The 24,000-nt window shown below is 63.1% G+C and carries 28 protein-coding genes; 17 read left to right on the forward strand and 11 right to left on the reverse strand.

Annotated elements, in window-relative coordinates; genetic code table 11:
• Positions 1-34: 34 nt before the first annotated feature.
• A complete protein-coding gene (locus AU381_RS15360) occupies positions 35-1,948 on the reverse strand; it encodes an autotransporter assembly complex protein TamA (RefSeq protein WP_082910035.1) in 1,914 nt (637 codons plus the stop codon).
• A gap of 646 nt (positions 1,949-2,594) precedes the next feature.
• On the opposite strand from AU381_RS15360, the gene AU381_RS15365 reads away from it, so the two are divergent.
• From AU381_RS15365 to AU381_RS15375, 3 genes are all read left to right on the forward strand, one after another.
• Complete coding sequence (locus AU381_RS15365) at positions 2,595-3,674, forward strand: mechanosensitive ion channel family protein (RefSeq protein ID WP_064242598.1); 1,080 nt, start codon at positions 2,595-2,597, stop codon at positions 3,672-3,674.
• Between the two features lie 141 nt (positions 3,675-3,815).
• Positions 3,816-4,379 carry a DUF1801 domain-containing protein gene (locus tag AU381_RS15370; protein WP_064242599.1) on the forward strand — a complete coding sequence of 188 codons (564 nt, stop codon included), beginning with the start codon at positions 3,816-3,818 and terminating at the stop codon, positions 4,377-4,379.
• A 49-nt stretch (positions 4,380-4,428) separates the two neighbouring features.
• Complete coding sequence (locus AU381_RS15375; protein ID WP_244520068.1) at positions 4,429-4,869, forward strand: DUF1801 domain-containing protein; 441 nt, start codon at positions 4,429-4,431, stop codon at positions 4,867-4,869.
• An 83-nt stretch (positions 4,870-4,952) separates the two neighbouring features.
• On the opposite strand, the gene AU381_RS15380 is transcribed toward AU381_RS15375, so the two are convergent.
• Positions 4,953-5,204, reverse strand: coding sequence for a glycine zipper domain-containing protein (locus AU381_RS15380; RefSeq protein ID WP_064242601.1), 252 nt, complete (start codon positions 5,202-5,204; stop codon positions 4,953-4,955).
• A gap of 428 nt (positions 5,205-5,632) precedes the next feature.
• Between AU381_RS15380 and AU381_RS15385 the strand changes: the two genes are divergently transcribed.
• The 4 genes from AU381_RS15385 to hemA all read left to right on the forward strand — a co-directional run bounded on the left by AU381_RS15385 (position 5,633) and on the right by hemA (position 10,765).
• A complete protein-coding gene (locus AU381_RS15385; RefSeq protein ID WP_064242602.1) occupies positions 5,633-6,121 on the forward strand; it encodes a (2Fe-2S)-binding protein in 489 nt (162 codons plus the stop codon).
• A 58-nt stretch (positions 6,122-6,179) separates the two neighbouring features.
• Entirely contained in the window at positions 6,180-8,525 is a 2,346-nt protein-coding gene (locus tag AU381_RS15390) for a xanthine dehydrogenase family protein molybdopterin-binding subunit (RefSeq protein ID WP_064242603.1), read from the forward strand.
• A 15-nt stretch (positions 8,526-8,540) separates the two neighbouring features.
• Complete coding sequence (locus AU381_RS15395) at positions 8,541-9,338, forward strand: FAD binding domain-containing protein (RefSeq protein ID WP_064242604.1); 798 nt, start codon at positions 8,541-8,543, stop codon at positions 9,336-9,338.
• A gap of 212 nt (positions 9,339-9,550) precedes the next feature.
• Complete coding sequence (gene hemA / locus AU381_RS15400; protein WP_064242662.1) at positions 9,551-10,765, forward strand: 5-aminolevulinate synthase; 1,215 nt, start codon at positions 9,551-9,553, stop codon at positions 10,763-10,765.
• Positions 10,766-10,928: 163 nt separating this feature from the next.
• Here the strand turns inward: hemA and dxr are convergent, their stop codons facing one another.
• A complete protein-coding gene (dxr, locus tag AU381_RS15405) occupies positions 10,929-12,104 on the reverse strand; it encodes a 1-deoxy-D-xylulose-5-phosphate reductoisomerase (RefSeq protein WP_064242605.1) in 1,176 nt (391 codons plus the stop codon).
• Positions 12,105-12,266: 162 nt separating this feature from the next.
• Here dxr and AU381_RS15410 point away from each other — a divergent pair, with 162 nt between their 5' ends.
• A complete protein-coding gene (locus tag AU381_RS15410) occupies positions 12,267-12,992 on the forward strand; it encodes an META domain-containing protein (RefSeq protein ID WP_064242606.1) in 726 nt (241 codons plus the stop codon).
• A gap of 484 nt (positions 12,993-13,476) precedes the next feature.
• Positions 13,477-13,752, forward strand: coding sequence for a hypothetical protein (locus AU381_RS15415; protein WP_064242607.1), 276 nt, complete (start codon positions 13,477-13,479; stop codon positions 13,750-13,752).
• A gap of 142 nt (positions 13,753-13,894) precedes the next feature.
• On the opposite strand, the gene AU381_RS15420 is transcribed toward AU381_RS15415, so the two are convergent.
• The 4 genes from AU381_RS15420 to AU381_RS30755 form a co-directional block, all read right to left on the reverse strand.
• Positions 13,895-14,086: a hypothetical protein gene (locus tag AU381_RS15420; RefSeq protein WP_064242608.1), complete on the reverse strand. Its 192-nt coding sequence runs from the start codon at positions 14,084-14,086 to the stop codon at positions 13,895-13,897.
• Between the two features lie 58 nt (positions 14,087-14,144).
• A complete protein-coding gene (locus AU381_RS15425; RefSeq protein WP_064242609.1) occupies positions 14,145-14,483 on the reverse strand; it encodes a hypothetical protein in 339 nt (112 codons plus the stop codon).
• A 132-nt stretch (positions 14,484-14,615) separates the two neighbouring features.
• On the reverse strand, positions 14,616-14,894 hold the full coding sequence (locus tag AU381_RS30750; RefSeq protein ID WP_244520069.1) for a hypothetical protein: 279 nt from the start codon (positions 14,892-14,894) through the stop codon (positions 14,616-14,618).
• Between the two features lie 71 nt (positions 14,895-14,965).
• Positions 14,966-15,397 (reverse strand): hypothetical protein, encoded by a 432-nt coding sequence (locus AU381_RS30755; protein WP_244520070.1) that lies wholly within the window; start codon positions 15,395-15,397, stop codon positions 14,966-14,968.
• Between AU381_RS30755 and AU381_RS15440 the strand changes: the two genes are divergently transcribed.
• Positions 15,387-15,899: a DUF1236 domain-containing protein gene (locus AU381_RS15440; RefSeq protein WP_064242611.1), complete on the forward strand. Its 513-nt coding sequence runs from the start codon at positions 15,387-15,389 to the stop codon at positions 15,897-15,899. The two genes, AU381_RS30755 and AU381_RS15440, sit on opposite strands and share 11 nt — an antisense overlap.
• Before the next feature lie 172 nt (positions 15,900-16,071).
• Here the strand turns inward: AU381_RS15440 and AU381_RS15445 are convergent, their stop codons facing one another.
• Positions 16,072-16,578, reverse strand: coding sequence for a ferritin-like domain-containing protein (locus AU381_RS15445; protein WP_064242612.1), 507 nt, complete (start codon positions 16,576-16,578; stop codon positions 16,072-16,074).
• Between the two features lie 170 nt (positions 16,579-16,748).
• On the opposite strand from AU381_RS15445, the gene AU381_RS31030 reads away from it, so the two are divergent.
• Positions 16,749-16,880, forward strand: coding sequence for a hypothetical protein (locus tag AU381_RS31030; protein WP_082910036.1), 132 nt, complete (start codon positions 16,749-16,751; stop codon positions 16,878-16,880).
• A 17-nt stretch (positions 16,881-16,897) separates the two neighbouring features.
• Complete coding sequence (locus AU381_RS15450) at positions 16,898-17,221, forward strand: hypothetical protein (RefSeq protein ID WP_064242613.1); 324 nt, start codon at positions 16,898-16,900, stop codon at positions 17,219-17,221.
• 18 nt (positions 17,222-17,239) lie between these two features.
• Here the strand turns inward: AU381_RS15450 and AU381_RS15455 are convergent, their stop codons facing one another.
• Entirely contained in the window at positions 17,240-18,097 is an 858-nt protein-coding gene (locus AU381_RS15455; RefSeq protein ID WP_064242614.1) for an SDR family oxidoreductase, read from the reverse strand.
• A 167-nt stretch (positions 18,098-18,264) separates the two neighbouring features.
• Here AU381_RS15455 and AU381_RS15460 point away from each other — a divergent pair, with 167 nt between their 5' ends.
• From AU381_RS15460 to AU381_RS15470, 3 genes are all read left to right on the forward strand, one after another.
• A complete protein-coding gene (locus tag AU381_RS15460; RefSeq protein WP_064242615.1) occupies positions 18,265-18,510 on the forward strand; it encodes a hypothetical protein in 246 nt (81 codons plus the stop codon).
• Between the two features lie 27 nt (positions 18,511-18,537).
• A complete protein-coding gene (locus tag AU381_RS15465; RefSeq protein WP_064242616.1) occupies positions 18,538-18,732 on the forward strand; it encodes a hypothetical protein in 195 nt (64 codons plus the stop codon).
• Positions 18,733-18,855: 123 nt separating this feature from the next.
• Positions 18,856-19,539, forward strand: coding sequence for a BON domain-containing protein (locus tag AU381_RS15470; protein ID WP_064242617.1), 684 nt, complete (start codon positions 18,856-18,858; stop codon positions 19,537-19,539).
• Here the strand turns inward: AU381_RS15470 and AU381_RS15475 are convergent, their stop codons facing one another.
• A complete protein-coding gene (locus AU381_RS15475) occupies positions 19,540-20,619 on the reverse strand; it encodes a DNA topoisomerase IB (protein ID WP_244520075.1) in 1,080 nt (359 codons plus the stop codon).
• 370 nt (positions 20,620-20,989) lie between these two features.
• On the opposite strand from AU381_RS15475, the gene AU381_RS15480 reads away from it, so the two are divergent.
• Together AU381_RS15480 and AU381_RS15485 are read left to right on the forward strand one after the other, a co-directional pair.
• A complete protein-coding gene (locus tag AU381_RS15480; protein ID WP_064242619.1) occupies positions 20,990-21,973 on the forward strand; it encodes an SDR family oxidoreductase in 984 nt (327 codons plus the stop codon).
• Positions 21,974-22,032: 59 nt separating this feature from the next.
• Complete coding sequence (locus AU381_RS15485) at positions 22,033-23,202, forward strand: zinc-dependent alcohol dehydrogenase (RefSeq protein WP_064242620.1); 1,170 nt, start codon at positions 22,033-22,035, stop codon at positions 23,200-23,202.
• Positions 23,203-23,289: 87 nt separating this feature from the next.
• Here the strand turns inward: AU381_RS15485 and AU381_RS15490 are convergent, their stop codons facing one another.
• Positions 23,290-24,000, reverse strand: coding sequence for a metallophosphoesterase family protein (locus AU381_RS15490; protein WP_064242621.1), 711 nt, complete (start codon positions 23,998-24,000; stop codon positions 23,290-23,292).

Consider the following 24,000-nt stretch of genomic DNA (forward strand, 5'->3'; position numbering starts at 1 on the left):
CTTGCCTATCTTAGCACGGCATCTCCGCCTGGCATCAGAAGGATTGGCCGATGCCCGCATAAATGCCGTAATCGGTACCGCCCGGATACTTGTTGAGCGGAACCGCGAAATCGAGGCGGATCGGCCCGAAGGGCGTCGCATAGCGAAGGCCGATGCCGGCCCCGGCGCGTATGTCGGAGAAATCCGGTGCCGTGCCCGCCGAGACGCTGCCGGCGTCGACGAAGGGCACGAGACCGATCGTATCGGTTACCGCGATGCGGACCTCCAGCGAGCCGTTCACATAGGAGCGCCCGCCGGTCTCCTCGTTGTCGGCGTTGCGCGGGCTGATCTCCTGGAAGGAATAGCCGCGCACCGAGCCGCCGCCGCCGAGGAAGAAGCGCCGGGTCGCCGGAATGTCGGAAAGTTCGTCGCCGCCGACAAGCGTGCCGGCGCCGAGCTTGCCGGCGAGCACGAAGCGTTTTTCGCTGCCCAGCGCATGATAGGCGGAGGCGGAGGTCTCGAAGGAACTGAAGAAGGTCTGGCCCTCGATCTCGTAGCTCGGTTTCGCGTTGATCATCGCCCGGTAGCCTTCCGTGGCGTTCAGCTTGTCGTCGCGGGTGTCGCGGACATATTCGAGCGGGATCGCGGCGGTCAGATAGGAATTCGAGCCGAAGGCGTCGTCGATGTCGGCCCAGCTCAGCTCCGCACCGACGGAGACCGTATCCTCGGGCGAAAGCTCGAAGCCCGCGCCGGCCGCGGCGGTGATCGTCTTGGCATTGTAGGCATCCGGATCGACGATGGCCGCCCTGACGCTCGCCGTGAAGGTCGATGCAGGCCCGAAGGCACCGGGCTTGGCGAAGAGAATGCCGGCCGAATAGTCGAGCCCGCCGACATCCGTGGTCTCGCCGATCCGGTCGACGGAGCCCTCGATCCGGAGCGATTCGGCACGGCCGAAGAGATTGCGATGGCCCCAATAGCCCTGCAGGCCGAGACCGTCGGTCGTCGAGACCTGACCGCCGAAGCCGAAATACCTGTGCTTGCCCTCGGACACCTGGATGTTCATCGGGATCGTGCCGTCCGGCGCGAGCTGATCGGCCTCGACGATCGTGACGCTGGAGAAGACGTTGAGCGTCCGCAGCCGCTCGGCGGCCTTGCGGATGTTTTCCGGCGAGTAGGGCCGGCCGTGATTGAGCCGTGAATAGTCGCGGACGAAATTCGGGTCGACGGTCCTGGTGCCGGTGACCGTGAGAGCGCCGACAGGCGCGACAGGCCCGGATTCGGCCCTGATCGTCACGTCGACCGTGGAGGTGGCATGGTCGGCGACGACGCTGCGCTCGGTGAGCTTGGCAAGCGGCCGGCTCTGCTCCTTGAGATCGACGACGATCTGCTCGCCCGCCTTGATGATCAGCGTCGAGTCGGCGCGGGCGCCGCGCGTGAGATCGTAGGTCGCCGGATCGAGCCCGGCGGCATCGCCCTCGAACCTCACCGAACCGAGGGTGAAGGCCGGCCCCGGAGCGACCCGCACCGTCACCGGCACGGCCTGGCCATCGGGGAAGGAAGGGTCGGGCGGCAGGCTGTCGATGTCCTGGCCGTTGAGCAGGATGGTAACGGTGCCGCCGTAGCGCGCCTTTTCATAAAGCGCGGCAAGCAGCCGCTCCCGGTCGTCGCGCGCCTTGATCAACAGGCCGAGGTCGCCGGAGACCGGCTCGTCCTGATCCTGGTTGAGCTGCGAAGCATTTTCGAGCGCCTCGCGCAGTTCCTCGTCGTCCGTGCCGGGTTCGAAGGTCAGCGCGTAGTTGACGGGATCGAGAACCTGAACCTGCTCTTCGGCGCTTTCGAAAAAGCGCATGCCGAAGATCCGGATCGCATGGGCCTTGCCGGCGAAAATCGGCCCGAGCGCTGTCGAGGCCGCAAGAGCGAGCACTGTCGCCGCCTTCCAATACGCGGTACTCGAGCGTGGTGGAGACATCCTCCGCATCCCGTTTCAGGCGACTCTTTACTCAATGCCTGCATGTGCGGCAATGGCACTTTAACATCGCTTGGTTCTCTATCTGTTAACGATGAGCGGCGGCAGTATCCAGCGCCGGAGCGGTGATTCCGGTCAGATTTTCGGCAAAAGGGCGCGTTCTGTGGTGCTTCGGGCACAAACGGCAGGGCAGATACCGCTTCGGGCGGCTTGCGGCTCGAGCGGCGATGTCTCGGTTGGAATCGACCCATTTGCGGCCGATAGCCATCGGCTCAGCAATTGCTAATCATGGATGGAATGCCTATAGCGCCGCGCGTGTTATCAGACGCGCAAAGGTCGCTGCAGCACTTTGAATTGCTGCATGTCTTTGTCCCTAACCGAGGTCGATTCGAGGAGACATGCAGTAGAGGTAAGTGCCCATGATGGATATAATGGATTACTCGCTGTAACACTTCGAATAGCTGCATGTCTTTGACATGCAGCAGGCCGTGTGGACGAGTTTCGATGAAGCACAGGCCTGCTAAACGACGACGGGGCTTGCTCCGGACTGTCCATCAAACCTCGCGATAGGGCGAAGCATCACCGGAATGCTGCCGTCGAGGAACGAGAGGCCCCTGGCTGGAGCGGATGGCCACATCGGGGTGAACCCATGGAACGACGCGACAAGGAACAGGAGAACCTTTCTCGGCTTGAACGGGCCGCGCAACAGACTGCTGATCCAAAAACCATGCAGCGGAAGGCGAAAAAGCCCGAGGAAAAACTTCAACTCAGCCTACGCAAGGGAGAAGTCTGGTGGACGGCTGGCTTCGCTGCCGCCGCCTTGCTGCTGTTTGGCATCCAAGTGCTGATCAATTGGCGCTTGGATTGGCTTGAGGCGCCTTTGCGCGTTCGCTTGCTGAACTACGTCAGGGGCGGCCAACTCATTTTCGTTTTGCTGACCGTGGCGAATGTTGTCGAAGTCTTTCTCATTGGCAGAATTCCCAATCGTGTCTCGCGTTTCAACCTGAAACGTATTCTTCGATTGGTGGTCGTCGTCGCCATCGTCTTCGTGGTCATTTCGGTCTTGTTCGTGAACTGGTACGCCGCGGTTGTTTCGCTTGGCCTGATTTCATTGATTCTCGGCTTTGCGCTGCAAATGCCGATCTCCAGTTTCATCGCGTGGATTTATATTCTGGCAAGGGCGCCTTATCGCGTTGGTGACCGCATTCGCATCGGCGATGCGCATGGCGATGTCGTTGATGTCAGCTATCTCGACACGACGTTATGGGAATTCGGCGGCGAACATCTTTGGACCGATCATCCGAGCGGACGCATCATCAAGTTTCCGAACTCCACCGTGTTTGACACGCCGGTCTTCAACTATTCCTGGCCGCTGTTTCCCTATGTCTGGAACGAAATCAAGTTCCAGCTCGCCTATGAAAGCGATCTGGAATTCGTAGCGCAAACGATGAGAGAGGTCGTGGAAGAGCAGATCGGCGACATCATGAGCCAGAAGGTCAAGGTCTATAAGCACATCCTATCGAAGACGCCGGTGGACGAACTCGAAGTGAAGGAGCATCCCGTGGTTCATTTTCGCGTCAGTGAAAACACCTGGCTCGAAGCCATCGTGCGTTACCTCGTGCCGCCGAAGGAAGCGGGGCGCACCAAGACACGCTTGATCAAGGAAATGTTGGCGCGAATGAATGCAGAGCCCGATCGGGTGCTGTTTCCGAGGAGCAATCTGAGGTGAACTTCCTCGCGCACGCCGGCGAGGAGTCAAATCGGCCGCGTCGCGGCAGGCAAGCCCGGGTACCGTCATACCCAGCCGGTCGACATCACTGGAAATCGAACTATCGTTGACTACTTGTCGTCTATCAGCGGAGGGAATTCCATGGCTGACAAGACGTCAATCAAATCGACCAGGGTTGCTCCGAAGGCCGCCAAACGGCGCGAGCAGTCCGCCAAATCATCGGCCCGCGGATCCGTGACGAAGAAGCTGCCGACAGTGCCGAAGGCCATCGTGACGACGAGCAACGGCCGCGCGATCGCTGCGAAACCGGCCCTCCTGTCCGGCGGCAATCCCCAGATCGCCAAGGCCGACGGCGACGCCCCGGTGCAGGCCTACATCGCGGCCATGCCGGGCTGGAAGAGCGAGGTCGGGCGCCGGCTCGATGCGCTCATCGTGCGCACCGTCCCCGAGGTGCGCAAGGCGGTCAAATGGAACTCGCCCTTCTATGGCATCGAGGGCCAGGGCTGGTTCCTCAGCTTTCATTGCTTCACCAAATACATCAAGGTGGCATTCTTCCGCGGTGCATCGCTCAGTCCTGTTCCTCCGGTTGAGTCCAAGGACAAGGATGTGCGCTATTTCCACATTTTTGAGGGCGACCAGATGGACGAGAAACTTGTGGCGAGTTGGGTCGAACAGGCATCGAAGCTGCCCGGCTGGATCCCGTAGAGATCGGCACATGGACGGTGATCGACAAAACAGAAGGAAAGCGGCGGGAATGATCAAGAAGACGGGCTTGACGGAATCCGAGGGAGAAAAGTCTCCCTCTCAGCTGATAGATGAGAGAATCGAAGAACTGAGCGATTGGCGCGGCGAGACGCTTGCGCGCGCCCGAATGCTCATCAAGGAGGCTGATCCCGCAGTGATCGAGGAGTGGAAGTGGAGAGGCGTTCCGGTGTGGTCGCACGCCGGTATCATCTGCACCGGCGAGACCTACAAGAGTGTGGTCAAGCTGACCTTCGCCAAGGGCGCCTCGCTGGAGGACCCTGCACGCCTCTTCAACTCCAGCCTCGAAGGCAACACCCGGCGAGCCATCGACCTCCGTGAGGGCGAGAGGATCGACGAAGAGGCGTTGAAAGCGCTTGTTCAGGCCGCCGTGGCCCTGAACACGTCGGTGCAAGCCGCCGGCCACACTCGAAAGAAACCAAAGCGCGCTTGAGAGCGCTCCTGCAAGCGGCCACGTCACAAACATGGGCCCCGGATATCGCTCCGGGGCCGTTCGTTCGATGAGCGCCGCGGCAATCAGCACGCGTCGATGTAGCGGCGGCCGTAGCGATCGCGGTAGTAGCACTGGCCCGGCTGGTCGGTGACATGGCCGATCACGGCACCCGAAACACCGCCGATGGCCGCGCCGACGGCCGCGCCGCGCACGTCCCCGGTGATCGCGCCGCCGATGATCGCGCCCGACGCGGCGCCGATGCCGGCACCCTTTTCCGTCTGCGTGCAGCTTGCGACCGACAGGGCGACCAGAACAAGTGCGATGGCTTTCTTCATGTTGTCCTCTCCGATGTCTACGGATGTCAGCCTGTCGCTTCGTCCGTCTCTTGGGTGATGGTGGCAAGACGCGACCGGCGTCCCTCCACTTGAACTTGCAATGCGGAAAATACCCCGCCGCCCAGGAATGTCCACTGGAGGCGGCGCGATCGTCCGCCCGCAAGATAATGCGATCCTTCCTGAACAGAAGATGAAGGCGCTGTTTCCGGCGTTACATGCCGTGTCGCATTTTTTTACCCTTCTGCAGCCGAGACGGTTGCGACATTCGGAAAAAAGACAAATGATACAACGTCGCCAATGGTCCGGGAGGAGCGGACCGCTGGCAAAGGGCATTGATATCTGGGCGCGTACCTTTCAGTCGCGTGAACATATCTCACCCGATTTGAAGCCGCGCTCGCTTTGGTACGGACCGACCCCGGAGGAGCGAAATGGCGAAAATAACGATGACGGTCAACGGTCGCCAGGTGAGCGGCGTCTGTGATGACCGGACGCTGCTGGTGCACTTTATCCGCGAGAATCTCGGGCTGACCGGCACGCATGTCGGCTGCGACACGTCGCAGTGCGGCGCCTGCGTCATCCACATGGATGGCCAATCGGTGAAGAGCTGTTCCATCCTTGCGGCGCAAGCCGCAGGTTCGTCGATCACGACTATCGAGGGGCTGGCGCAGAACGGCGAGCTCCATCCGGTGCAGGCGGCCTTCAAGGCGCATCACGGCCTTCAATGCGGCTTCTGCACGCCCGGCATGGTGATGACGGCCGTCGACATGATCCGGCGTCACGGCAGCGACCTCGACGAGGCGACGGTTCGCGCCGAACTGGAAGGCAATATCTGTCGCTGCACCGGCTACCACAACATCGTCAAGGCGATCCTCGCCGCGGTCCATGAAACGGGCGGCGTGCGTCAGGCCGCGGAATGAGCGGCAAGCCGCTCGAAACAATCCAGGATTTTCGCTGAATCTCGGGAGGAGATAGGCAATGGGCGTTGATGGGATCGGCGCGCGTGTGGCGCGCAAGGAAGACAGGCGTTTCCTGACGGGCAAGGGACGCTATACCGACGACATGTCGGTGCCGGGCATGAAATACGCGGTTTTCGTGCGCAGTCCGCATGCGCATGCGACCATTACGGGGATCGACTCGACGGCAGCCAAGGCGATGCCCGGCGTCATCGACGTGCTCGATGGCAAGCAATTGCTGGCCGACGGGATCGGCAACCTGATCTGCGGCTGGATGATCCACTCCAAGGACGGCTCGCCGATGAAGATGGGCGCCTGGCGGCCGCTGGCCGACAGGACGGTGCGCTATGTGGGCGACGCCGTCGCGATCGTCGTGGCCGACAGCGTCGCCGAGGCGCGCGACGCGGCGGAAGCGGTCGTCGTCGATTACGATCTCCTGCCGGTCGTCACCGATCCGGTGCAGGCGCTGGCCGAGGGGCAGCCGCAGCTTCATCCGGAAGCCCCCAACAATCTGATCTTCGACTGGGAGCTCGGAGATGCGGGGGCGGTCGACCGGGCGCTCGGCGCCGCGGCGCATGTGACGGAGTTGAAGATCTACAACAACCGCCTGTCGCCCAATCCGATGGAGCCGCGCGCCACGCTCGGCATCTACGATGCCGGCGACGATCACTACACCTGCTATACGACCAGCCAGAATCCGCATCTGGCGCGGCTGGTGATGAGCGCCTTCTACAATGTCGCGCCGGAAAACAAGCTCAGGGTGATCGCCCCCGACGTCGGCGGCGGCTTCGGCTCGAAGATCTACATCTATCCGGAGGAGATCGTCTGTCTCTGGGCCTCGAAGCGGACTGGCGTGCCGGTCAAGTGGACCTCGGACCGCACCGAAGCCTTCCTCACCGACGCGCATGGCCGCGATCACGTCTCGACCGTGAAGATGGCCTTCGACGCCGGCAACCGGATCACCGCGCTGAAGGTCGACACCATCGCCAATCTCGGCGCCTATATGTCGCTCTTTTCCTCATGCGTGCCGACCTATCTCTATGCGACGCTGCTTTCCGGGCAATACGATATCCCGGCGATCCACGCCAATGTCCGCACCGTCTACACCAATACGGCCCCGGTCGACGCCTATCGCGGCGCCGGGCGGCCGGAGGCGACGTATCTTCTCGAGCGGACGATGGAGACGGCGGCGCGCGAGCTCGGCATTTCGCCGGCCGAGCTCCGTCGCAGCAACTTCATCCGCTCCTTCCCGCACCAGACGCCCGTCATCATGAATTACGATGCCGGTGACTACGAAGCGTCGCTCAACGCGGCGATGACGGCTGCCGACTGGAACGGCTTTGCGGCCCGCAAGGCAGAGGCCGAGCGGCGCGGAATGAAGCGTGGCATTGGCATGAGCTGTTACATCGAGGCCTGCGGGCTTGCGCCCTCGGCGGCGGTCGGTTCGCTCGGTGCCGGCGTGGGCCTGTGGGAATCGGCCGAGGTCAGGGTCAACATGGTCGGCACGATCGAGGTGATGACCGGCTCGCACAGCCACGGCCAGGGCCACGAGACGACCTTCGCCCAGCTCGTCGCCGACCGGTTCGGCGTGCCGATCGACAGCGTCAACATCGTGCATGGCGACACCGACAAGGTGCAGATGGGCATGGGCACCTACGGTTCGCGCTCCGGTGCGGTCGGCATGTCGGCCATCGTCAAGGCGCTCGACAAGATCGAGGTCAAGGCGAAGAGGATCGCGGCGCACCTGATGGAGGCGGACGAGAACGATATCGTCTTCGAAGACGGCAGCCTCAAGGTCGCCGGTACCGACAAGGCGGTGCCCTGGTCGCAGCTGGCGCTTTCCGCCTATACCGCGCACAACCTGCCGCCCGGCATGGAGCCGGGCCTGAAAGAGGGCGCCTTCTACGACCCGGCCAACTTCACGTTCCCGGCCGGCTGCTACATCTGCGAGGTGGAGGTCGATCCCGAGACGGGCCGCACGAAGATCGTGCAGTTCGTCGCGGCGGATGATTTCGGCAACGTCATCAACCCGATGATCGTCGAGGGGCAGGTGCATGGCGGCGTGGCGCAGGGGATCGGCCAGGCGCTTCTCGAGGGGGTCTACTATGACGACAGCGGTCAACTGCTGACGGCGAGCTACATGGATTATGCCATGCCGCGGGCCGACGACCTGCCGTCCTTCAAGGTGTCTACGTCGAACACTCCGTGCCCGAACAATCCGCTCGGCATCAAGGGCTGCGGCGAGGCCGGCGCCATCGGCTCGCCGCCGGCGCTGATAAACGCGATCACCGATGCCATCGGCAATAATGCGCTCACCATGCCGGCGACGCCGGAAAAGGTCTGGGCGGCCGCCCAAGCCGCCAACTGACGGGGAGGAACCGGGATGTACGAGACGAACTATCACAGAGCCTCCTCGGTCCAGGAGGCGGTGCAGATGATGGGCGCTGCCGCGGAAGGCAAGTATCTCTCCGGCGGCATGACGATCATTCCGACGATGCGGCAGCGGCTTGCCGCGCCGAGCGACCTTATCGACCTTCGCCATATCGCGGAGATGAAGGGGATCGCCGTCGATGGCCGGTCGGTCCGGATCGGGGCTGCGACGACGCATGAGGAGGTCGCCACCTCCGCCGCACTGGCAGCGGTCTGCCCGGCCCTCTGCGGGCTCGCCGGTCACATCGGCGACCCCGCCGTGCGCCATATGGGAACGATCGGCGGCTCGATCGCCAACAATGACCCGGCAGCCGATTACCCGGCCGCGATGCTGGGGCTCGATGCGGTGATCGTCACCGACAGGCGCGAGATCATGGCGGGCGACTTCTTCACCGGCCTTTTCGAAACCGCGCTGGAGGAAGGCGAGATCATCACCGCGGTGCGTTTCGAGACGCCGGCGAAGGCGGCCTATCGGAAGTTCCCCAATCCGGCCTCGCGTTATGCCATGACCGGCGTTTTCGTCGCGCGCCGCGACAATGGCGATGTCCGTGTCGCGGTGACCGGGGCCGGCTCGAACGGCGTCTTCCGCCATTCGGGGCTCGAGGCGGCGCTTTCCGCCAACTGGTCGCCGGATGCGGTGGCGAATGTGACGGTCGATGCATCGGATTTGCTGGCAGACCTTCATGCCAGCGCGGCCTACCGCGCCAACCTCGTCAAGGTTATGACGAAGCGCGCCGTTGCGGCCGCCTGACGGGCGGGCGGACACAAAAAAGGACGGCTGCGGCCGTCCTTTTTTTGCAACTGCTTGACTTCGATCAAAGTTCAGGGGATTGAGTTGCCCTAACCATTTTGGAATAGTTCAAAACTAGAGGCCTTTTGCCGCAGCTGCGGGCTTGAGGCCGTTCCGGGGTTGACCCCTGCTCGCTTTGAAGGAACAAAGGCGGCAGGGCATCGGAGATGATGATGGATTTCGAGAGTTTCTTTAAGAACGAGCTGGATGGGCTGCATCAGGAAGGCCGCTACCGGGTCTTTGCCGATCTTGCCCGCCACCGCGGTGACTTTCCGAAGGCGACGCGCTACACGGCCGACGGCACCCAGGAAGTCACCGTCTGGTGCTCGAACGATTATCTCGGCATGGGCCAGTCTTCGATCGTCACCGAAGCGATGAAGCGCGCGATCGACGAATGCGGCGCCGGCGCCGGCGGAACCCGCAACATCTCCGGCACGAATCATTACCACGTCCTGCTCGAGCGCGAGCTTGCCGATCTGCACGGCAAGGAATCGGCGCTGCTCTTCACTTCCGGCTACGTTTCCAACTGGGCCACGCTCGGCACGCTCTGTTCGAAGATTCCCGGCGTCATCGTCTTCTCGGATGCCGGGAATCACGCTTCGATGATCGAGGGGATCCGTCATTCGAAATGCGAGCGCGTCATCTTCAAGCACAATTCGGTGGCCGACCTCGAGGCGAAACTGTCGGCGGCTGATCCGCGTGCGCCAAAAATCATCGCCTTTGAGTCCGTCTATTCGATGGATGGCGACATAGCGCCGATCAAGGAATTCTGCGACCTCGCCGACAAATACGGCGCCATGACCTATCTCGACGAGGTGCATGCGGTCGGCATGTACGGGCCGCGCGGCGGCGGCATCGCCGAACGCGAGGGGCTGATGCACCGGCTGACGGTGATCGAAGGCACGCTCGGCAAGGCCTTCGGCGTCATGGGCGGCTACATCACCGGCTCGGCGGCGCTCTGCGACTTCATCCGCTCCTTCGCTTCCGGCTTCATCTTCACGACCGCCTTGCCGCCGGCGCTCGCCGCCGGCGCGCTCGCCTCGATCCGGCATCTCAAAGGAAGCCAGGTCGAACGCTTCGCGCACCAGGAGCGTGTGCGCCGGTTGCGCTCGCTGCTCGACCAGCGCGGCATCCCGCACATGGTCAATCCGAGCCATATCGTGCCGGTGATGGTCGGCGACGCCGCCAAGTGCAAGTGGATCTCCGACCTGCTGCTCGACAATTTCGGCGTTTATGTCCAGCCGATCAACTATCCGACCGTGGCGAAGAAAACCGAGCGCCTGCGCATCACGCCAACGCCGCTGCACTCGGACGCCGATATCGATCATCTCGTCGGCGCGCTGCATTCGCTCTGGTCGCGTTGCGCGCTGGCAAGGGCCGTGGCGTAAGCTTCTGCTGACATTTCCTGGGAAATATGCCCCTCACCCTAATCCTCTCCCCGCACGCGGGGAGAGGGGACTTTAGGCGGCCGCCGCGAGTCCCCTTCGCCCCGCCTGCGGGGAGAAGGTGGCGGGCAGGCCGGATCAGGGGCAGATTTTGCCCTAAAGCCTCTTAATGAATGAGCCCGGCGGCCGTCTGCCGGGCTTTTTCATCCGCCGCGAAGACGTCGTCCATGGTGACCGCGGCCGGCAGGTCGGACAATCTATCCATCACCTTTTCGACGATTTCCGCCATGGCGAGGAAGCCGATGCGGCCCTTGATGAAGGCCTCCAGCGCCGTTTCCTTGGCGCCGTTCAGCACCGCACCCTGGCTGCCGCCCGCCTGCATGGCGCGTCGCGCCAGGCGGAGCGCCGGGAAGCGTGCCTCGTCCGGGGCCTCGAAATCGAGCCGGGCGAGCTTGGCGAAATCTAGCCGCTCGATCGGCAGATCGCAGCGTTTCGGGTAGGAAAGGGCATAGCCGATCGCCGTGCGCATGTCGGGGCAGCCGAGTTGCGCGAGCACCGATCCGTCGCTGTAGCCGACCATCGAATGGATGACCGACTGCGGATGGACGATCACCTCGATCTGGTCGGGTCGCAGGCGAAAGAGATGGCGCGCCTCGATCATCTCCAGCGCCTTGTTGAACATCGAGGCGCTGTCGATCGAGATCTTCAACCCCATCGACCAGTTCGGGTGGGCGCGGGCGATGTCGGCCGTCACATGCCGCATCTCCTCGAGCGTCTTGGTGCGGAACGGGCCGCCGGAAGCCGTCAGGATGATGCGCTCGACGGCGTGGCGCTGATCGTTCTCCAGCACCTGGAAGATCGCGTTGTGTTCGCTGTCGACGGGAAGCAGGCGGCCGCCGCCCTTGGCGACCGCCTCGATGAACAGGCTGCCGGCGGAGACGAGGCATTCCTTGTTGGCGAGCGCGATATCGGCGCCGCGGCAAGCCGCGGCAAGCGTGGGGCCAAGGCCCGCATTGCCGACGATCGCCGCCATCACCCAGCCGGCATCCCGTTCGGCCGCCTCGATCAGGCCGCTCCGGCCGGCGGCCACTTCGATGCCGCTGCCGGCCAGCGCATCCTTGAGTTCGCCATGGCGGTGTTCGTCGGCGGTGACCGCCAGTTCGGCACCCACGCGTCGCGCCTGCTCGGCGAGGAGCGGTATGTTGCCATTTCCGGTCAGGGCAGCGATCTCAAAGCGGTCGCGCCCGCCGAGCCGCTCGACAACGTCGAGGGTGTTGGTTCCGATCGATCCGGTGGAGCCCAGTATCGTCAGGCGGCGCTTGCCTTCGTCGCCGGATGCCATTGCCAAATCCCGTTTTCTTCTCGCTCGAACGATTTAGATAGGCTGTACAGCCGAAAGCCGCCGGCAACAAGGGTAGAAGCGGCCACTCTTCTCTATGCGGTACCGCTGGAGTAAGAATAAAAGTGGCGGCAAAGTCGCGCCGATCTGCGTGAGGAATTCCCGATGCTCAAAGCCCTGACGGCCGCGTCCTGCGCCTGCGTGCTGATCGAGCTTGCCTCCATGCAGACGGTCGCTGCCGAACACGTCCCGGAGGAGCTGATCGGCTACTGGCTCGCCGAGGATATCGGCGGGGCCGGGGTTATCGCCGATCTCGAGACGGTGCTCGAAATTCGCGAGGACGGAACCTATGGCGGCACGGGCGGCTGCAACATGTTTACGGGCGCATTCAGCGTCTCGGAACGAACCATCTCCTTCGGCCCGACCGCCGCGGCGCGCACCATGTGCGCCCCCGCCATCATGGAGCAGGAGCAGAGATATCTCGACACGCTGAAAAGCGAACTCTCCTGGAACGTGAATGGCGCCCGACTCACCCTGTCAGGACCAGACGGCGGCCCTGTCATGCGTCTTGTGTCTGCAGAATCACCCTCCTCTAGGAGCGCCGAGGTGACGCTGCGAATTCCCGGCGCCGGTGCAGCCGATCGGCAGAGGGTTCGTTACGACTGCGGCGGGGAGACGGTCGAAGCCGAATACATCGATGCCGGATCCGTCTCGCTCGTGACCTTCTCGATCGGCGGCAACTATATCGTCGCGTCGGGCGTGATCTCCGGGTCAGGGGCGCGATATGCAGGCGGCCGCTACATCTGGTGGACGGAGGGCGACGAGGCGACGCTCTTCGATGTCTCGAAGGGGGAGGAGGATCCCGGTATCCCCTGCGAGAAGAGGGGATAGCAGACCCGACGGTGCGCGGCACGCACGGTGCGCTACCCGATTCCTGTTCTCAGCATTTCCAGATGTTCGAGGTGTCTTCGATCAGGATGCGGGCGAGCTTTGCGACGTTCAGGCGTTCGCCGTTCCGCGTCCAACTTGATGTCCGACCGGGATATTCCCCTACAAGCTCGATAGCGCCAGCAGTGCCCGCAGATGCGGACACTGCCTACAGCGAAGGTGGGGGACTTAAATGTCGCTCCGGTAATGGAGCGATACCTAAATAATTCGCCACGCGGAAAATTGTTCCGGTGCCCTACTGCATGTTTTTGGATCGTAGCCGATTAAAAACATGCAGCAATTCAAGGTGCTATAGCGACCCTGCCGATACGGTCTGCGGGCGGGCGATCAACAGCGGTGCGAACTGCGCCGTCGGAACAATTGGCGGAACCGAACATTACTCCCTCCGCTGCAAGAGGGATTCAGATCGAACGCGAAGGAGAGCGACATGGCCGAATCACATGCGATTTCCCGGCCGCAACGAGACACCGACTATCCGGGCCGGCAGGCAGACTGCATGGCGGCTTTGAGGCCGGCCGTCTCCGACCTCGCTGCAACGTCCCAGGACAGCATTGTCGCGGCAATTGGCGGAGAAATGACCGGTGACCTGGTCGCTCTCGCGCGCCAGGCCGAAGCGGCAGGCTGGCGCTTCGAAGAGGCGGCTGCCGCAATCGAAACCCTGGCGCGGGAATATGAGGGGGCAAAAGGGGCCATGTTCGACTGAGCGGCCCAACCTCAAGCCTGCGGGAATACTTCGACGCGAGGCGCATTGTTCTCGGAAGCCCGGGCGCCCCAGCCCAGGCCCTGCGCGGGAAGATCCGGCGCGTTCCCGGCACGGCAGACCGTCAGCGACTACGCGCTACCGATCAGCCAAACCGCCTCAACTGCTCCGCTTCCTTCTCGAGCAGCTCGGCCACCTCTTCAAGCGACATGTGCGTGGCACAGAGGTGAATTGCACATTCCAGAAAGCGTATCGAAGACCGGCGCAGGTAAAGCGCCTCTTCCCGGGCGGTCAATTCCGGCAGGGGGTTTCTTTTATCGGAGCGAGGATCAGGCATTCGAAACTCCTTCGGTTCGCCTCGTCATGGCGCGTCCTCCTAATCATAACCACTCGCCTCAGATAGCGTACACAAGAACGGCCGCCGCGAACAGGACGCCGATGATCAGCAGGGCCATACCGAGCCGCGGCCTCGACGATTCACCGGATCGAGCAGTTTCAAAGGGGCGCATCGCATCGCCGAACTCGGTCGATCTGTCGGTCGGCTTGCCATGGACCTGCGCCGCCCGGGCGTTCCGTGTTGCCTCGGCGTCGAGCGGAGTACCCGCTGCCTCTGCATCGGTCTCGAGCGGTGCCGCCGCCGGGTCGAAGCCCGGCCGTTTGTCGCCGGTCCTTCCGCGCTGGATGTCTCCGCGCACCTGTGCGGGATTGCTTTCCGTCTCGGGCGAACTGGACATGTTTCGGTCCTTTCTGCCGTGTCAGAACAACCGGCTCGGGGGGAGTTTGTTCCCTTCTCGCGGCTCCGTATAAGGCGGTATCGCGGCGGATCCGCGCGGCAAGAGAGCCTCGAACCCTACTCGTGCTTTAGTCTAAGTTCGGCGGGCCTTGTTGCCGTTCGGGCGCTCGTAAAGCCTGTCGATCTCCCGCTTCTGTTCTTCCTCGGTCACGGGTGGCAGCCGCTTTTGCCGCATGGCCGCATAGGCGATCGCAGCGCCGAGCGCGAGGGCACCGCCCCCGGTTACCAACAGCCAAAAATAGTCCATCAACATGTTCGGTGCCTCCTTGCGATGAAGCCAACCGGCGTCGCCGGCGAAGGTTCCCGGACCTGCAACGCCGTGCATCTTGTCGGACAAAGGACGCTGCAGCACTGGAATCTCTGCATGTTTGTGTCCTTAAATCGGCTACGACTTAAGGAACATGCACTAGCCGCTCGGGCGGGTCAGTCGGGCTTCGGCGTTTTCGTCTCGCCAAAGCGCACTTCTTCGCGCGAGGGATTATCGGCGATCGACCGTTCTTCGTCGTCGTTCGGAAGTGCTTCGTCCGGATCGACGTTCTGTTCGTCTCTGCTGCGTACGGGCGGGACCCGACCTTGAACGACCGTCTGCACTTTCATGCTTTTCGGCGTCCCGGCCGGCATCTGTTCATCGGTGGGCAGAGCGGGCTTCCTGCGCGTCGGCTCGTCCGGATTGTTGCGTGCCATCGTATCCTTCCTTCTTCCTGAGAGGGGAAAGCGGAGCCGGGCACTTTGTTCCGTTCTGCCGCCGAGTGGCAGCGCTAAGGAAAACTTCGGTTGGTATATTAGCAGGAACAAAAGCGCGGCGGAGCGGTTGGGGGCGTCGATTCCAGGAAGGAGGAAAGCGATGAAATTCAAGCACCCAACCATACTCGCCTTCGTGCTCGCCGCCGGAATATCGCCGCTCGCACTCGCACAGGACGCCCAGCAACCGAAGCAGCCCATGCCTGAGACGCAGGGGACCGAGACACAGCAGATGCAGGGCAGCGACAGCCAGACCGTGACCGGCCAGAAGGAAGACCGTTGCACGCAACCGAATCCGCCGGCCGACTGCCCAAAGGCCCCTGACGCCGCCACGACCGGCGCCATCAGTTCCTCAGGGTCGGTCGAGGTCACCTCCGAGCAGCAAACCCAACTGCGCAGCGTCATAAAGGAAAGCAGCGTCCAACCCGTCGACAAGGTGGAGTTTGACGTATCCGTCGGCGTAGCCGTGCCGCAGAGCGTAACCCTCCACGCCTTGCCGCCGCGGATCGTCGAGATCGTTCCCGCCTACGAGAACTACAAGTACTTCATGCTCGCGGACGGGCGGATTGTCATTGTCGATCCGAACAACATGCAGATTGTCGCGGTCATCGCCTGAGCGGGCGAAACACCGTCAGCCATGAGGCCCGCCTTTGTCGAAGGCGAGCCTCCATTTGCCGCAATGGTTCCCGTCTCAAGTCTTGGCGTGACGCCTCGACAAGCGCGTGCGACTACAAGCTTTCTCCGGCGATCTGCGCGCCAGGAGGAGGTTATTGGCGCCGTCTCACCGGTCAATGCTTGGCCGTCACGCCGCGCTGATCCCGATCCAGGAACGTGCGGGTGATTTCCGCGGCATGCTGATCGAGCCACTCGGCCATCTCGACTTCCTGCTGCAGAATGGTCTCGCAGACGCGCTTTGTCTCCTGGTCGCCCGCAAAGTCGGCGGCAGCGATCAGAATCTTGTAGCTGGCGATTTCCATATGTTCGAACGTGTAGCTGGCAAGCGAGCCCTTGACGACTTCGTCGCTGACGAACAGCCCGCTCAAACCCTGCCCGATGGCTACGATCTTGCCGCTGATATCCTTGACGGTCGAGGTCCCGCCGTGCAGTCGCTCAAGGCAACGCTTGAGCATTGCGGCCTGGTCGCGGGTTTCCTGCAAGTGCCGATCGATCCGGGCTTTGAGCTCAGGATAGTTTTCCAGCCGCCGGGATTGACTGGTGAGCATGGTGATCGCCTGTTCTTCCATGGCATGCGCATCCCGGAGCCAAGCCTGCAAGTTGTCGCTCGCCTTATGCATCGCACGTTCCTCCTTTTGAGGTGATCCAACCGGCCGTACTCCGAAAGGTTCCGCAGGGGCGCGATGCGGAGCGAAGCTTCGGCGGAACAATTCCAATCCCTGGAGATTGATAGTGGAGGCGGCAAAACCGCAGGTTTTTCTGATCCATTCACAGCAATACCGGAAGTACGATGTCGAAAACCGTGGCCGCAGCAGTGATCGGCGCCCTGATACTGGTCGCTGTGCTCTGGACGATTTTCCCGTTTGACGGACCGGCCGAAGAGGGACAGCCGGCACCGCATGCGATCGATCAGTCTGAATGACACAATCGAGGATGCCCATGCAGGAAGAGCTGAAGATTTACCGGCTGTCGCCGCTGGCCGAGCCCTCTGATCCGAACTGGGAGAATGCCAGGTACCAGGGGGAAGTGGTCGTCATTGCGCGAACGAGCGGCGATGCCCGGATCGTCGCCTCCGAGGCCGAGCTCGATTTCCGCGAGATCGATGCAAAACCGGCCGAGGGCGTCACCACCGACATGGCGAGCGCCTTTCGCAGCGAGAAGCTCTACACGGTGATCGAAGAGGGGCCGGCGCCTCCGGGCTCGGACCGCGGCGTGATCGCCGGCCAGGTCGCGGTCGACAACATTGTTTCCACCGAGCTTTGAAGGTCGTCGGGCCCGGCGCTACAGGATCGGCTTGCCGCCGGTCACCGCGATCGTCGCGCCGGAGACGTAGCTCGACAGCGGATCCGCCAGCATGACGTAGGTCGATGCGAGTTCCACCGGTTGCCCGGGCCGTTTCATCGGCACCTGCTTGCCGAAATTCATAACCGAGTCCTCGGGAAGGGTGGACGGGATCAGCGGTGTCCAGATTGGGCCCGGCGCCACCGCATTGGCGCGTATCCCCTTGTCGGCAAGCATTTGCGCCAGACCCGCGGTGAAGTTCTGGATCGCGCCCTTGGTTGTCGCATAGGCGAGCAGGATCGGGTTCGGAGCATCCGCATTGATCGAGGCGGTGTTGATGATCGAACTGCCGGGCTTCATGTGCGGCACCGCCGCGCGCGTGAGATAGAACATGGCATGGATGTTCACGCGGAAGGTCAACTCCCATTCCTCGTCGGTGATGTCTGCGATGTCCGGGAAGGAGGCCTGGTGCGCGGCGTTGTTGACGAGAATGTCGATGCCACCGAGTTCGTTGACCGCCGTCTCGACAATTTTCTCGCAATGGGCCGACGCCTGGATGTCGCCGGCGACGAGAACGGCCTTGCGCCCGGCCTCTTCGACGAGCGCTTTGGTCGATTTCGCGTCCTCGTGCTCATTCAGATAGGAAATCAGCACATCGGCGCCCTCCCGGGCGTAGGCGATCGCCACAGCCCGGCCGATGCCGCTGTCGCCGCCAGTGATGATGGCTTTCTTACCCTGCAACCGGCCCGACCCTTTATAGGAGTTTTCCCCGTGGTCCGGCAGCGGGTCCATGCGGTCCGTGGTCCCGGGCATGGGTTGGGTCTGACGCTTGAACGGCGGGCGCGGGAAATTTTCCATGGTCCAGGCCTCCTTGGTTTGATTCAGGTACGAACGATTTTTCGGCATGACGGCCGCAGCCTAACTCGGGCGCGCCGGGCTTTGTTCCGACAGCTCGCCATAAGGACGCGTGATGGAACTTCGCCCCCGGGCTGGCGTTGACCAAGCGACAACCCGAGGAGGGCGAAATGGCGAAATTCGAAAACAGACCGAAGGGCATCCCGGACGTCGGGTCGGACACCCGCGAGCCCGTCGAGACCGACAGCGACCTGCATCCGGAAGCGGGCGCGCAGCCGCTGGAGCCGGATGAGCTTATCAAGAAGCGGGCCGCCCGGGAGGCAATGCGCAGGAAAAGGGACGACTATGTCGTCGAGTCCGACCTCGAGGACGAGGACCAGCGCTTCCCCCTTCCGACGATGAAAGACCAGGACTGACAAGGCGGGCTGCACAGGAGAAAGATCATGAAGACCCCAAAGGACGGAGCGCCCGGCACCACGGAGCAATCGCCGCGGTGGGAAGGGCCGAAGGAGACACGGCCAAGAGGCTATCTGCCGGCGAAGGACGACCCGGATCATGACCGGGATGCGGCCGGCGAAAACCTGAAGGACCCGCCTCGGCGCAAGGTCTCGGACGCACTCAAGACAAAGGACGACTGAGGCCGCGCCGCTCCGGTGGGCTGTCGCTCGCGTGCATTCAGTTGCGTGCTGCATGCGCCGGAACCGAGACGCTGCTCGGTGGTTTGAACGATCGAACGCATCGAAAAACGAAAGGAGCAACCGATGGCCAGAAAGAAGGAATGGCGGCGGGACGATCCCTATTGGCGTTCGCGCGAATCCGGGAGGGACTGGTATGAGGACGAACGGCGCGCCGGGCGGCGCTTCACGGGAACAGTCGAACCGCGCAGTGCCGAATACGAGAGTTCCGAGTATTTCCCGGGTGCCGAGTCCAGCGTGGGTCCGTACCGCCGGATGGACGAAGACTATGGGCGTTGGAACCGCGAGCGTGGCTATGGCGACTATGGTTCCGAATACGGCCGGGGGCGGTCTTCCTATTCGCGCTCCGGCCGGGACTGGGACGAGGAGAGGGGCTTCTTCGAACGGGCCGGTGACGAGGTTGCCTCGTGGTTCGGCGACGAAGATGCCGAGCGCCGCCGCCAAATGGACCAGCATCGCGGCAAGGGTCCGAAAGGCTATACCCGTTCCGACAGCCGCATCCAGGAGGATGTCAGCGACCGCCTGAGCGATGACGGAGCACTCGACGCTTCCGACATCGAGGTTTCGGTCACGGGTGGCGAGGTTCAGCTCAGCGGCTTCGTCGAGTCCAAATGGGCAAAACGCCGCGCCGAAGACCTGGCGGAAAATGTCTCGGGCGTCGGCCATGTCCAGAACAATATCCGTGTCCGGGGCACCGGGTCGTCCGGGGGAACGTCCGGCTGGACGGGCGGGACCACCCAAAATCTCTGATCAGCCGACGGCGGGGCTCAGTCCCGCCGTCACTCCGTTCAACGGGGCGGTTGCCTTCGACTCCGCACGGGCTGTGCGCGCAAGAAAATTGAGCATGCGCGCCTCCTCGGCGCGAAGTTCCGGGTTCGCCCGCCCGCGACGGCGCAGTTGCTTGGCGGAGGCGGCACTGCCGCTATCCGCGAGAGCGATGACGTCCGGATGGATGTAGCTCTTGCGGCAGATTGCCGGCGTGTTGCAGAGAACCTCGGCGGCCGCCTCGCACATCCCTCTGACAGTCGGGCGGTCGCCTTTCTCCATCGCCCCGCGTGCGGCCGTGAAGGCGGCAACGCTGCCCGCCCAGGTCCGGAATGTCTTGGCCGAAACCGGGAACCCGGCGACATCCGCCAGGTAACGGTTAAGACGACCCGAGTCGACGGGACGCAGGATATCGTTGTCGTCCCTCCAGACGAAGAGCTGCCGTCCCGGCAGGTCGGCGATGTCCTCGAGCAGGCGCTGCAGTTTCGGGCGTCGCAGCCGCCTTTGCACGCGCTTGCCTCCCTTGGCGGTAAACCGCAGTTCTATGCAGCCGTCGAGGAGCCGCAGGTGGCGCTTCAAAAGCGTCGTCGCGCCATAGGTCGAATTCGCCTGGACATAGGCGGGACTTCCCGTGCGCAGATGCACTTCGTCGAGCAAGGCGACCAGCGCGGCGAGAACGGTGCGGGCGTCGCCGGCTTCCCCTTCCATGTGGCGGCGGATCGTGCGCCGGATCCTCGGCAAAGCCTTGCCGAAGAGGAGCAGCTGAGCGAACTTGTCGCCGCTTCTCAGCGCCTGCCATTCCGTGTGGTAGCGGTATTGCTTTCGGCCGCGCGCGTCATAGCCGGTCGCCTGCAGGTGGCCGTGCTCGTTCAGGCAGATCCATACGCTCTCATAGGCGGGCGGCAGGCCCAGCGACGCTATTCGAGCTTTCACCGCAGGATCGGTGAGGATCGAGCCGTCCGGCAGCCGGTAAACGAACCCCTTGCCGGAACGCTGGCGTCTGATGCCCGGCTCGGAATCGCTGACATAGACGAGCCCGCTTTCCTTCGGCGGAACCTCTTCCATGGCCACATCTAGCCGGTTGCGACTGCGCCCGGCGCCGGGCCGGCCACGTGCCGCCGCACGGCAGGCCGGATTGGAGGTGAGTTGCAGCGGCATCGCGGGCCTCTTCTTCGGGCTCTGAATTTTCGATCGCAGACTAACGCATCGGCGTGTGGGTCAGGTTCCATGCGAGATGCGGCGCCGGGTCGATTTAGGCATCGAAGCTTGCAGCGGCAGGGGAACATAATCGGTCGCGGGCAGTTCCATCGGCACCACTGCATGTTTCCTTAAATCGCAGTCGATTAAGGGCAAAACATGCAGCAAATCAAAACGCTACAGCGTCCTTTGTGCGTCTGGAAGGCGCACGGCGCTGTCGTCGAGAGGGAGGCGCGCCATGAGGAAATCTCTCAAAGATGCGGTCGTAGTGATCACCGGAGCCTCATCCGGCGTGGGGCAGGCAGCGGCGGAAGAGTTTGCCCGGCGAGGCTCGAAACTCGTGCTTGCGGCGCGCGACGCGGCGGCGCTGCAGCTCGTTGCGAAGAGCTGCCGCAATCTCGGGGCAGAGGTCCTGGTCGTGCCGACCGATGTGACGGATGCGGATGCGGTCAAGCAATTGGCGAGGAGGGCGCTGAGCTTCGGCAAAATCGACGTCTGGTTCAGCAATGTCGGCGTCGGCGCGGTGGGCCGGTTCCAGGAAACGCCGATCGAGGCCCACGAGCAGGTCATACGCACGAACCTCATCGGCCACTTCAACGATGCGTATGCCGCCATTCCGATTTTTCTTAAGCAGGGCCGCGGCACTTTCATCAACATGATCTCGCTCGGCGGCTTCGCCTCGACGCCTTACGCGGCTGCCTATAGCGCCAGCAAATTCGGCCTTAGAGGCTTTTCCGAAGCGCTGCGAGCCGAGCTCGCCGATGAACCGGACATTCATATCTGCGACGTCTACCCGACCTTCATGGACACGCCCGGGGTCGCACATGGTGCGAATTACACCGGCCGCAGGCTCAGCGTTCCGCCTCCCGTCTACGATGCACGCCGGGCCGCTCGCGCCATCGTCCGCCTGGCGCAGCATCCGCGCAGCTCCGTCACCGTCGGTGCCGTCGCCGACCTGGCGCGCCTTGCGCATTTTCTCGCTCCAAATACGACGTCCCGGCTCCTCGCCCGCCTGACCTCGTCCTATCTCAGGCGGGCGCCGCGCGCCGAAAGGAGCAACGGCAACCTGTTCAGGGCTCCGGAAAATCCCGGCGGCATCGAAGGGGGATGGCGTTCCGAGCGCAGAGTTCCGATCGCCGCTGTTGCGGCCGCGGCCGTCGTCGGCCTGGCACTTGCTGCCGTGATCGGCGGCGTACCCCGCATCTCGTATCGACGGCGCTGAAGGCCCGCCTGCCGCCTCGGCACACATAGCCCGTTCGACAACAGAGGAGGCAATCCCCAATGAAGGCTTTGACCTGGCACGGCAAGGGCGACATCCGGTGCGAGGGCGTTCCCGATCCGGCGATCGAGGACGAACGCGATGCCATCATCAAGGTTACCGCCTGTGCCATCTGCGGCTCCGACCTGCACATCTACAACGGCCTGATTCCGGCGATGGAGCACGGCGACGTCATCGGTCACGAGACCATGGGCGAGGTGGTCGAGGTCGGCAAGGCCGCGACGGAACTGAAGGTCGGCGACCGGGTCGTGGTGCCCTTCACCATCGCCTGCGGCGAGTGCTTCTTCTGCCAGCGGGGTTATTACTCGGCCTGCGAGCGTACCAATCCCGACCGGGAGAAAGCGGTGAAGATGTGGGGCAATTCGCCATCCGGCCTGTTCGGCTATTCGCATCTTCTCGGCGGCTACAGCGGCGGCCAGGCGGAGTATCTCCGCGTGCCGCATGCGGATGTCGGGCCGATCAAAATACCGGAGGAACTCACCGACGAGCAGGTCCTGTTCCTCTCGGACATCTTCCCGACCGGATACATGGCGGCCGAATTCTGCGAGATCGAGCCCGGCGACACGATCGCCGTCTGGGGCTGCGGGCCTGTCGGCCAGATGGCGATCCGCTCCGCCTTCCTGCTCGGAGCGGAACGGGTGATCGCCGTCGACACAATCCCGGAGCGGCTGCGGCTTGCGGAAACGGCGGGCGCGGCAACCCTCGACTACATGCAGGAGGACATCTACGAGCGCATCATGGAGATGACCCAGGGGCGCGGCGCGGATGCCTGCATCGATGCGGTGGGGACGGAGGCCGACAGCCGGGCAAGCCTCGATTCGCTCGTCGACCGCGTCAAGGTTGCCGCCTATCTCGGCACCGATCGTCCGCATGTGCTGCGGCAGGCGATCCATTGCTGCCGGAATTTCGGGACGGTTTCCATCGTCGGCGTCTATGGCGGCTATCTGGACAAGATTCCTTTCGGATCCGCGATCAATCGGGGCCTGACCTTCCGGATGGCGCAGACACCCGTGCAGCGCTACCTGCCCTTGCTGCTCGACCGCATCCGCAAGGGCGAGATCGATCCCTCCTTCGTGATCACCCATCGCGGCTCGCTCGATGACGGACCGAACCTCTACCAGACTTTCAACAAGAGGGCGGACGGCTGCGTCAAGGTTGTCCTGAAACCGTGAGATCGGCGACAGCGCCGCGCGTCTTGTCGGATGCACGGTACACGGAGATGAAGCCTTGCCGGACACGCCGCAGGCGACGATCGGCAATCAGAACTCCAGGATCGCATAGGGCCGTCCCGTCGGTTTCTCCACATGGGCGGCGACGTTGAAGACGGGCGCGCCGCCCGGGGTCTTTCCCTTGTATGTGCCCTTGTGGGCGTGACCATGAACGACGGCGCTGACACGGAAGCGGTCGATGGTCTCGGCGAAGCGCGAGGAACCGAGGAACGGAAAGATCTCTTCCGGCTCCCCCGCGACGGTCTCGGCGATCGGCGCGTAATGAAGCACGACCACCGAGTGCTGGGCGCTGATCTTGCGCAGGGCATTTTCCAGGCGCATCGCCTCGTCGACCGTATGCGAGACCATGGACTTGATGGCGGCCTCACCGAAAGAGCCGAGCATGTAACGCCCGAACCCGCCGACGAAGCCTTTCGCGCCGGCAAAGCCGATGCCGGCGATTTCGATAGCCTGTCCGTCAAGGAGATGGACGCCAGCCTTCATCAGGATCGACGAGATCTCCTCGACGGCATCGCATTGATGGTCGTGGTTTCCGAGAACCGCGACCACCGGGATCGTGCAGGATTTGAGATCGGCGGCGAGAAGTTCCGCTTCGGCGGGTTTGCCGAGATCCGTCAGGTCGCCGGCGATCACCAGCACGTCGGCGATTTTTGAGATCTCCGAAAACAACTCCGTATAGGAGACGGAGCCATCCTCTTTCATATGGAGGTCCGCGACCGCTGCCACCTTCAGCTTGCTCAT

Origin of the sequence: Sinorhizobium glycinis, from assembly GCF_001651865.1 — a bacterium.
Taxonomy (GTDB): domain Bacteria; phylum Pseudomonadota; class Alphaproteobacteria; order Rhizobiales; family Rhizobiaceae; genus Sinorhizobium; species Sinorhizobium glycinis.

Coding starts and splice junctions, on each gene's coding strand:
- AU381_RS15370 (WP_064242599.1), top strand. CDS start 3,816: ATGGCTGACAAGACGTCAATCAAATCGACCAGGGTTGCTCCGAAGGCC.
- AU381_RS15360 (WP_082910035.1), bottom strand. CDS start 1,948: ATGTCTCCACCACGCTCGAGTACCGCGTATTGGAAGGCGGCGACAGTG.
- dxr (WP_064242605.1), bottom strand. CDS start 12,104: ATGGCATCCGGCGACGAAGGCAAGCGCCGCCTGACGATACTGGGCTCC.
- AU381_RS15440 (WP_064242611.1), top strand. CDS start 15,387: ATGAAATTCAAGCACCCAACCATACTCGCCTTCGTGCTCGCCGCCGGA.
- AU381_RS15465 (WP_064242616.1), top strand. CDS start 18,538: ATGAAGACCCCAAAGGACGGAGCGCCCGGCACCACGGAGCAATCGCCG.
- AU381_RS15395 (WP_064242604.1), top strand. CDS start 8,541: ATGTACGAGACGAACTATCACAGAGCCTCCTCGGTCCAGGAGGCGGTG.
- AU381_RS15450 (WP_064242613.1), top strand. CDS start 16,898: ATGCAGGAAGAGCTGAAGATTTACCGGCTGTCGCCGCTGGCCGAGCCC.
- AU381_RS15415 (WP_064242607.1), top strand. CDS start 13,477: ATGGCCGAATCACATGCGATTTCCCGGCCGCAACGAGACACCGACTAT.
- AU381_RS15410 (WP_064242606.1), top strand. CDS start 12,267: ATGCTCAAAGCCCTGACGGCCGCGTCCTGCGCCTGCGTGCTGATCGAG.
- hemA (WP_064242662.1), top strand. CDS start 9,551: ATGGATTTCGAGAGTTTCTTTAAGAACGAGCTGGATGGGCTGCATCAG.
- AU381_RS31030 (WP_082910036.1), top strand. CDS start 16,749: ATGTCGAAAACCGTGGCCGCAGCAGTGATCGGCGCCCTGATACTGGTC.
- AU381_RS15425 (WP_064242609.1), bottom strand. CDS start 14,483: ATGTCCAGTTCGCCCGAGACGGAAAGCAATCCCGCACAGGTGCGCGGA.
- AU381_RS15390 (WP_064242603.1), top strand. CDS start 6,180: ATGGGCGTTGATGGGATCGGCGCGCGTGTGGCGCGCAAGGAAGACAGG.
- AU381_RS15470 (WP_064242617.1), top strand. CDS start 18,856: ATGGCCAGAAAGAAGGAATGGCGGCGGGACGATCCCTATTGGCGTTCG.
- AU381_RS15365 (WP_064242598.1), top strand. CDS start 2,595: ATGGAACGACGCGACAAGGAACAGGAGAACCTTTCTCGGCTTGAACGG.
- AU381_RS15480 (WP_064242619.1), top strand. CDS start 20,990: ATGAGGAAATCTCTCAAAGATGCGGTCGTAGTGATCACCGGAGCCTCA.
- AU381_RS15485 (WP_064242620.1), top strand. CDS start 22,033: ATGAAGGCTTTGACCTGGCACGGCAAGGGCGACATCCGGTGCGAGGGC.
- AU381_RS15475 (WP_244520075.1), bottom strand. CDS start 20,619: ATGGAAGAGGTTCCGCCGAAGGAAAGCGGGCTCGTCTATGTCAGCGAT.
- AU381_RS15385 (WP_064242602.1), top strand. CDS start 5,633: ATGGCGAAAATAACGATGACGGTCAACGGTCGCCAGGTGAGCGGCGTC.
- AU381_RS15490 (WP_064242621.1), bottom strand. CDS start 24,000: ATGAGCAAGCTGAAGGTGGCAGCGGTCGCGGACCTCCATATGAAAGAG.
- AU381_RS15445 (WP_064242612.1), bottom strand. CDS start 16,578: ATGCATAAGGCGAGCGACAACTTGCAGGCTTGGCTCCGGGATGCGCAT.
- AU381_RS15380 (WP_064242601.1), bottom strand. CDS start 5,204: ATGAAGAAAGCCATCGCACTTGTTCTGGTCGCCCTGTCGGTCGCAAGC.
- AU381_RS15460 (WP_064242615.1), top strand. CDS start 18,265: ATGGCGAAATTCGAAAACAGACCGAAGGGCATCCCGGACGTCGGGTCG.
- AU381_RS15455 (WP_064242614.1), bottom strand. CDS start 18,097: ATGGAAAATTTCCCGCGCCCGCCGTTCAAGCGTCAGACCCAACCCATG.
- AU381_RS15420 (WP_064242608.1), bottom strand. CDS start 14,086: ATGCCTGATCCTCGCTCCGATAAAAGAAACCCCCTGCCGGAATTGACC.
- AU381_RS15375 (WP_244520068.1), top strand. CDS start 4,429: ATGATCAAGAAGACGGGCTTGACGGAATCCGAGGGAGAAAAGTCTCCC.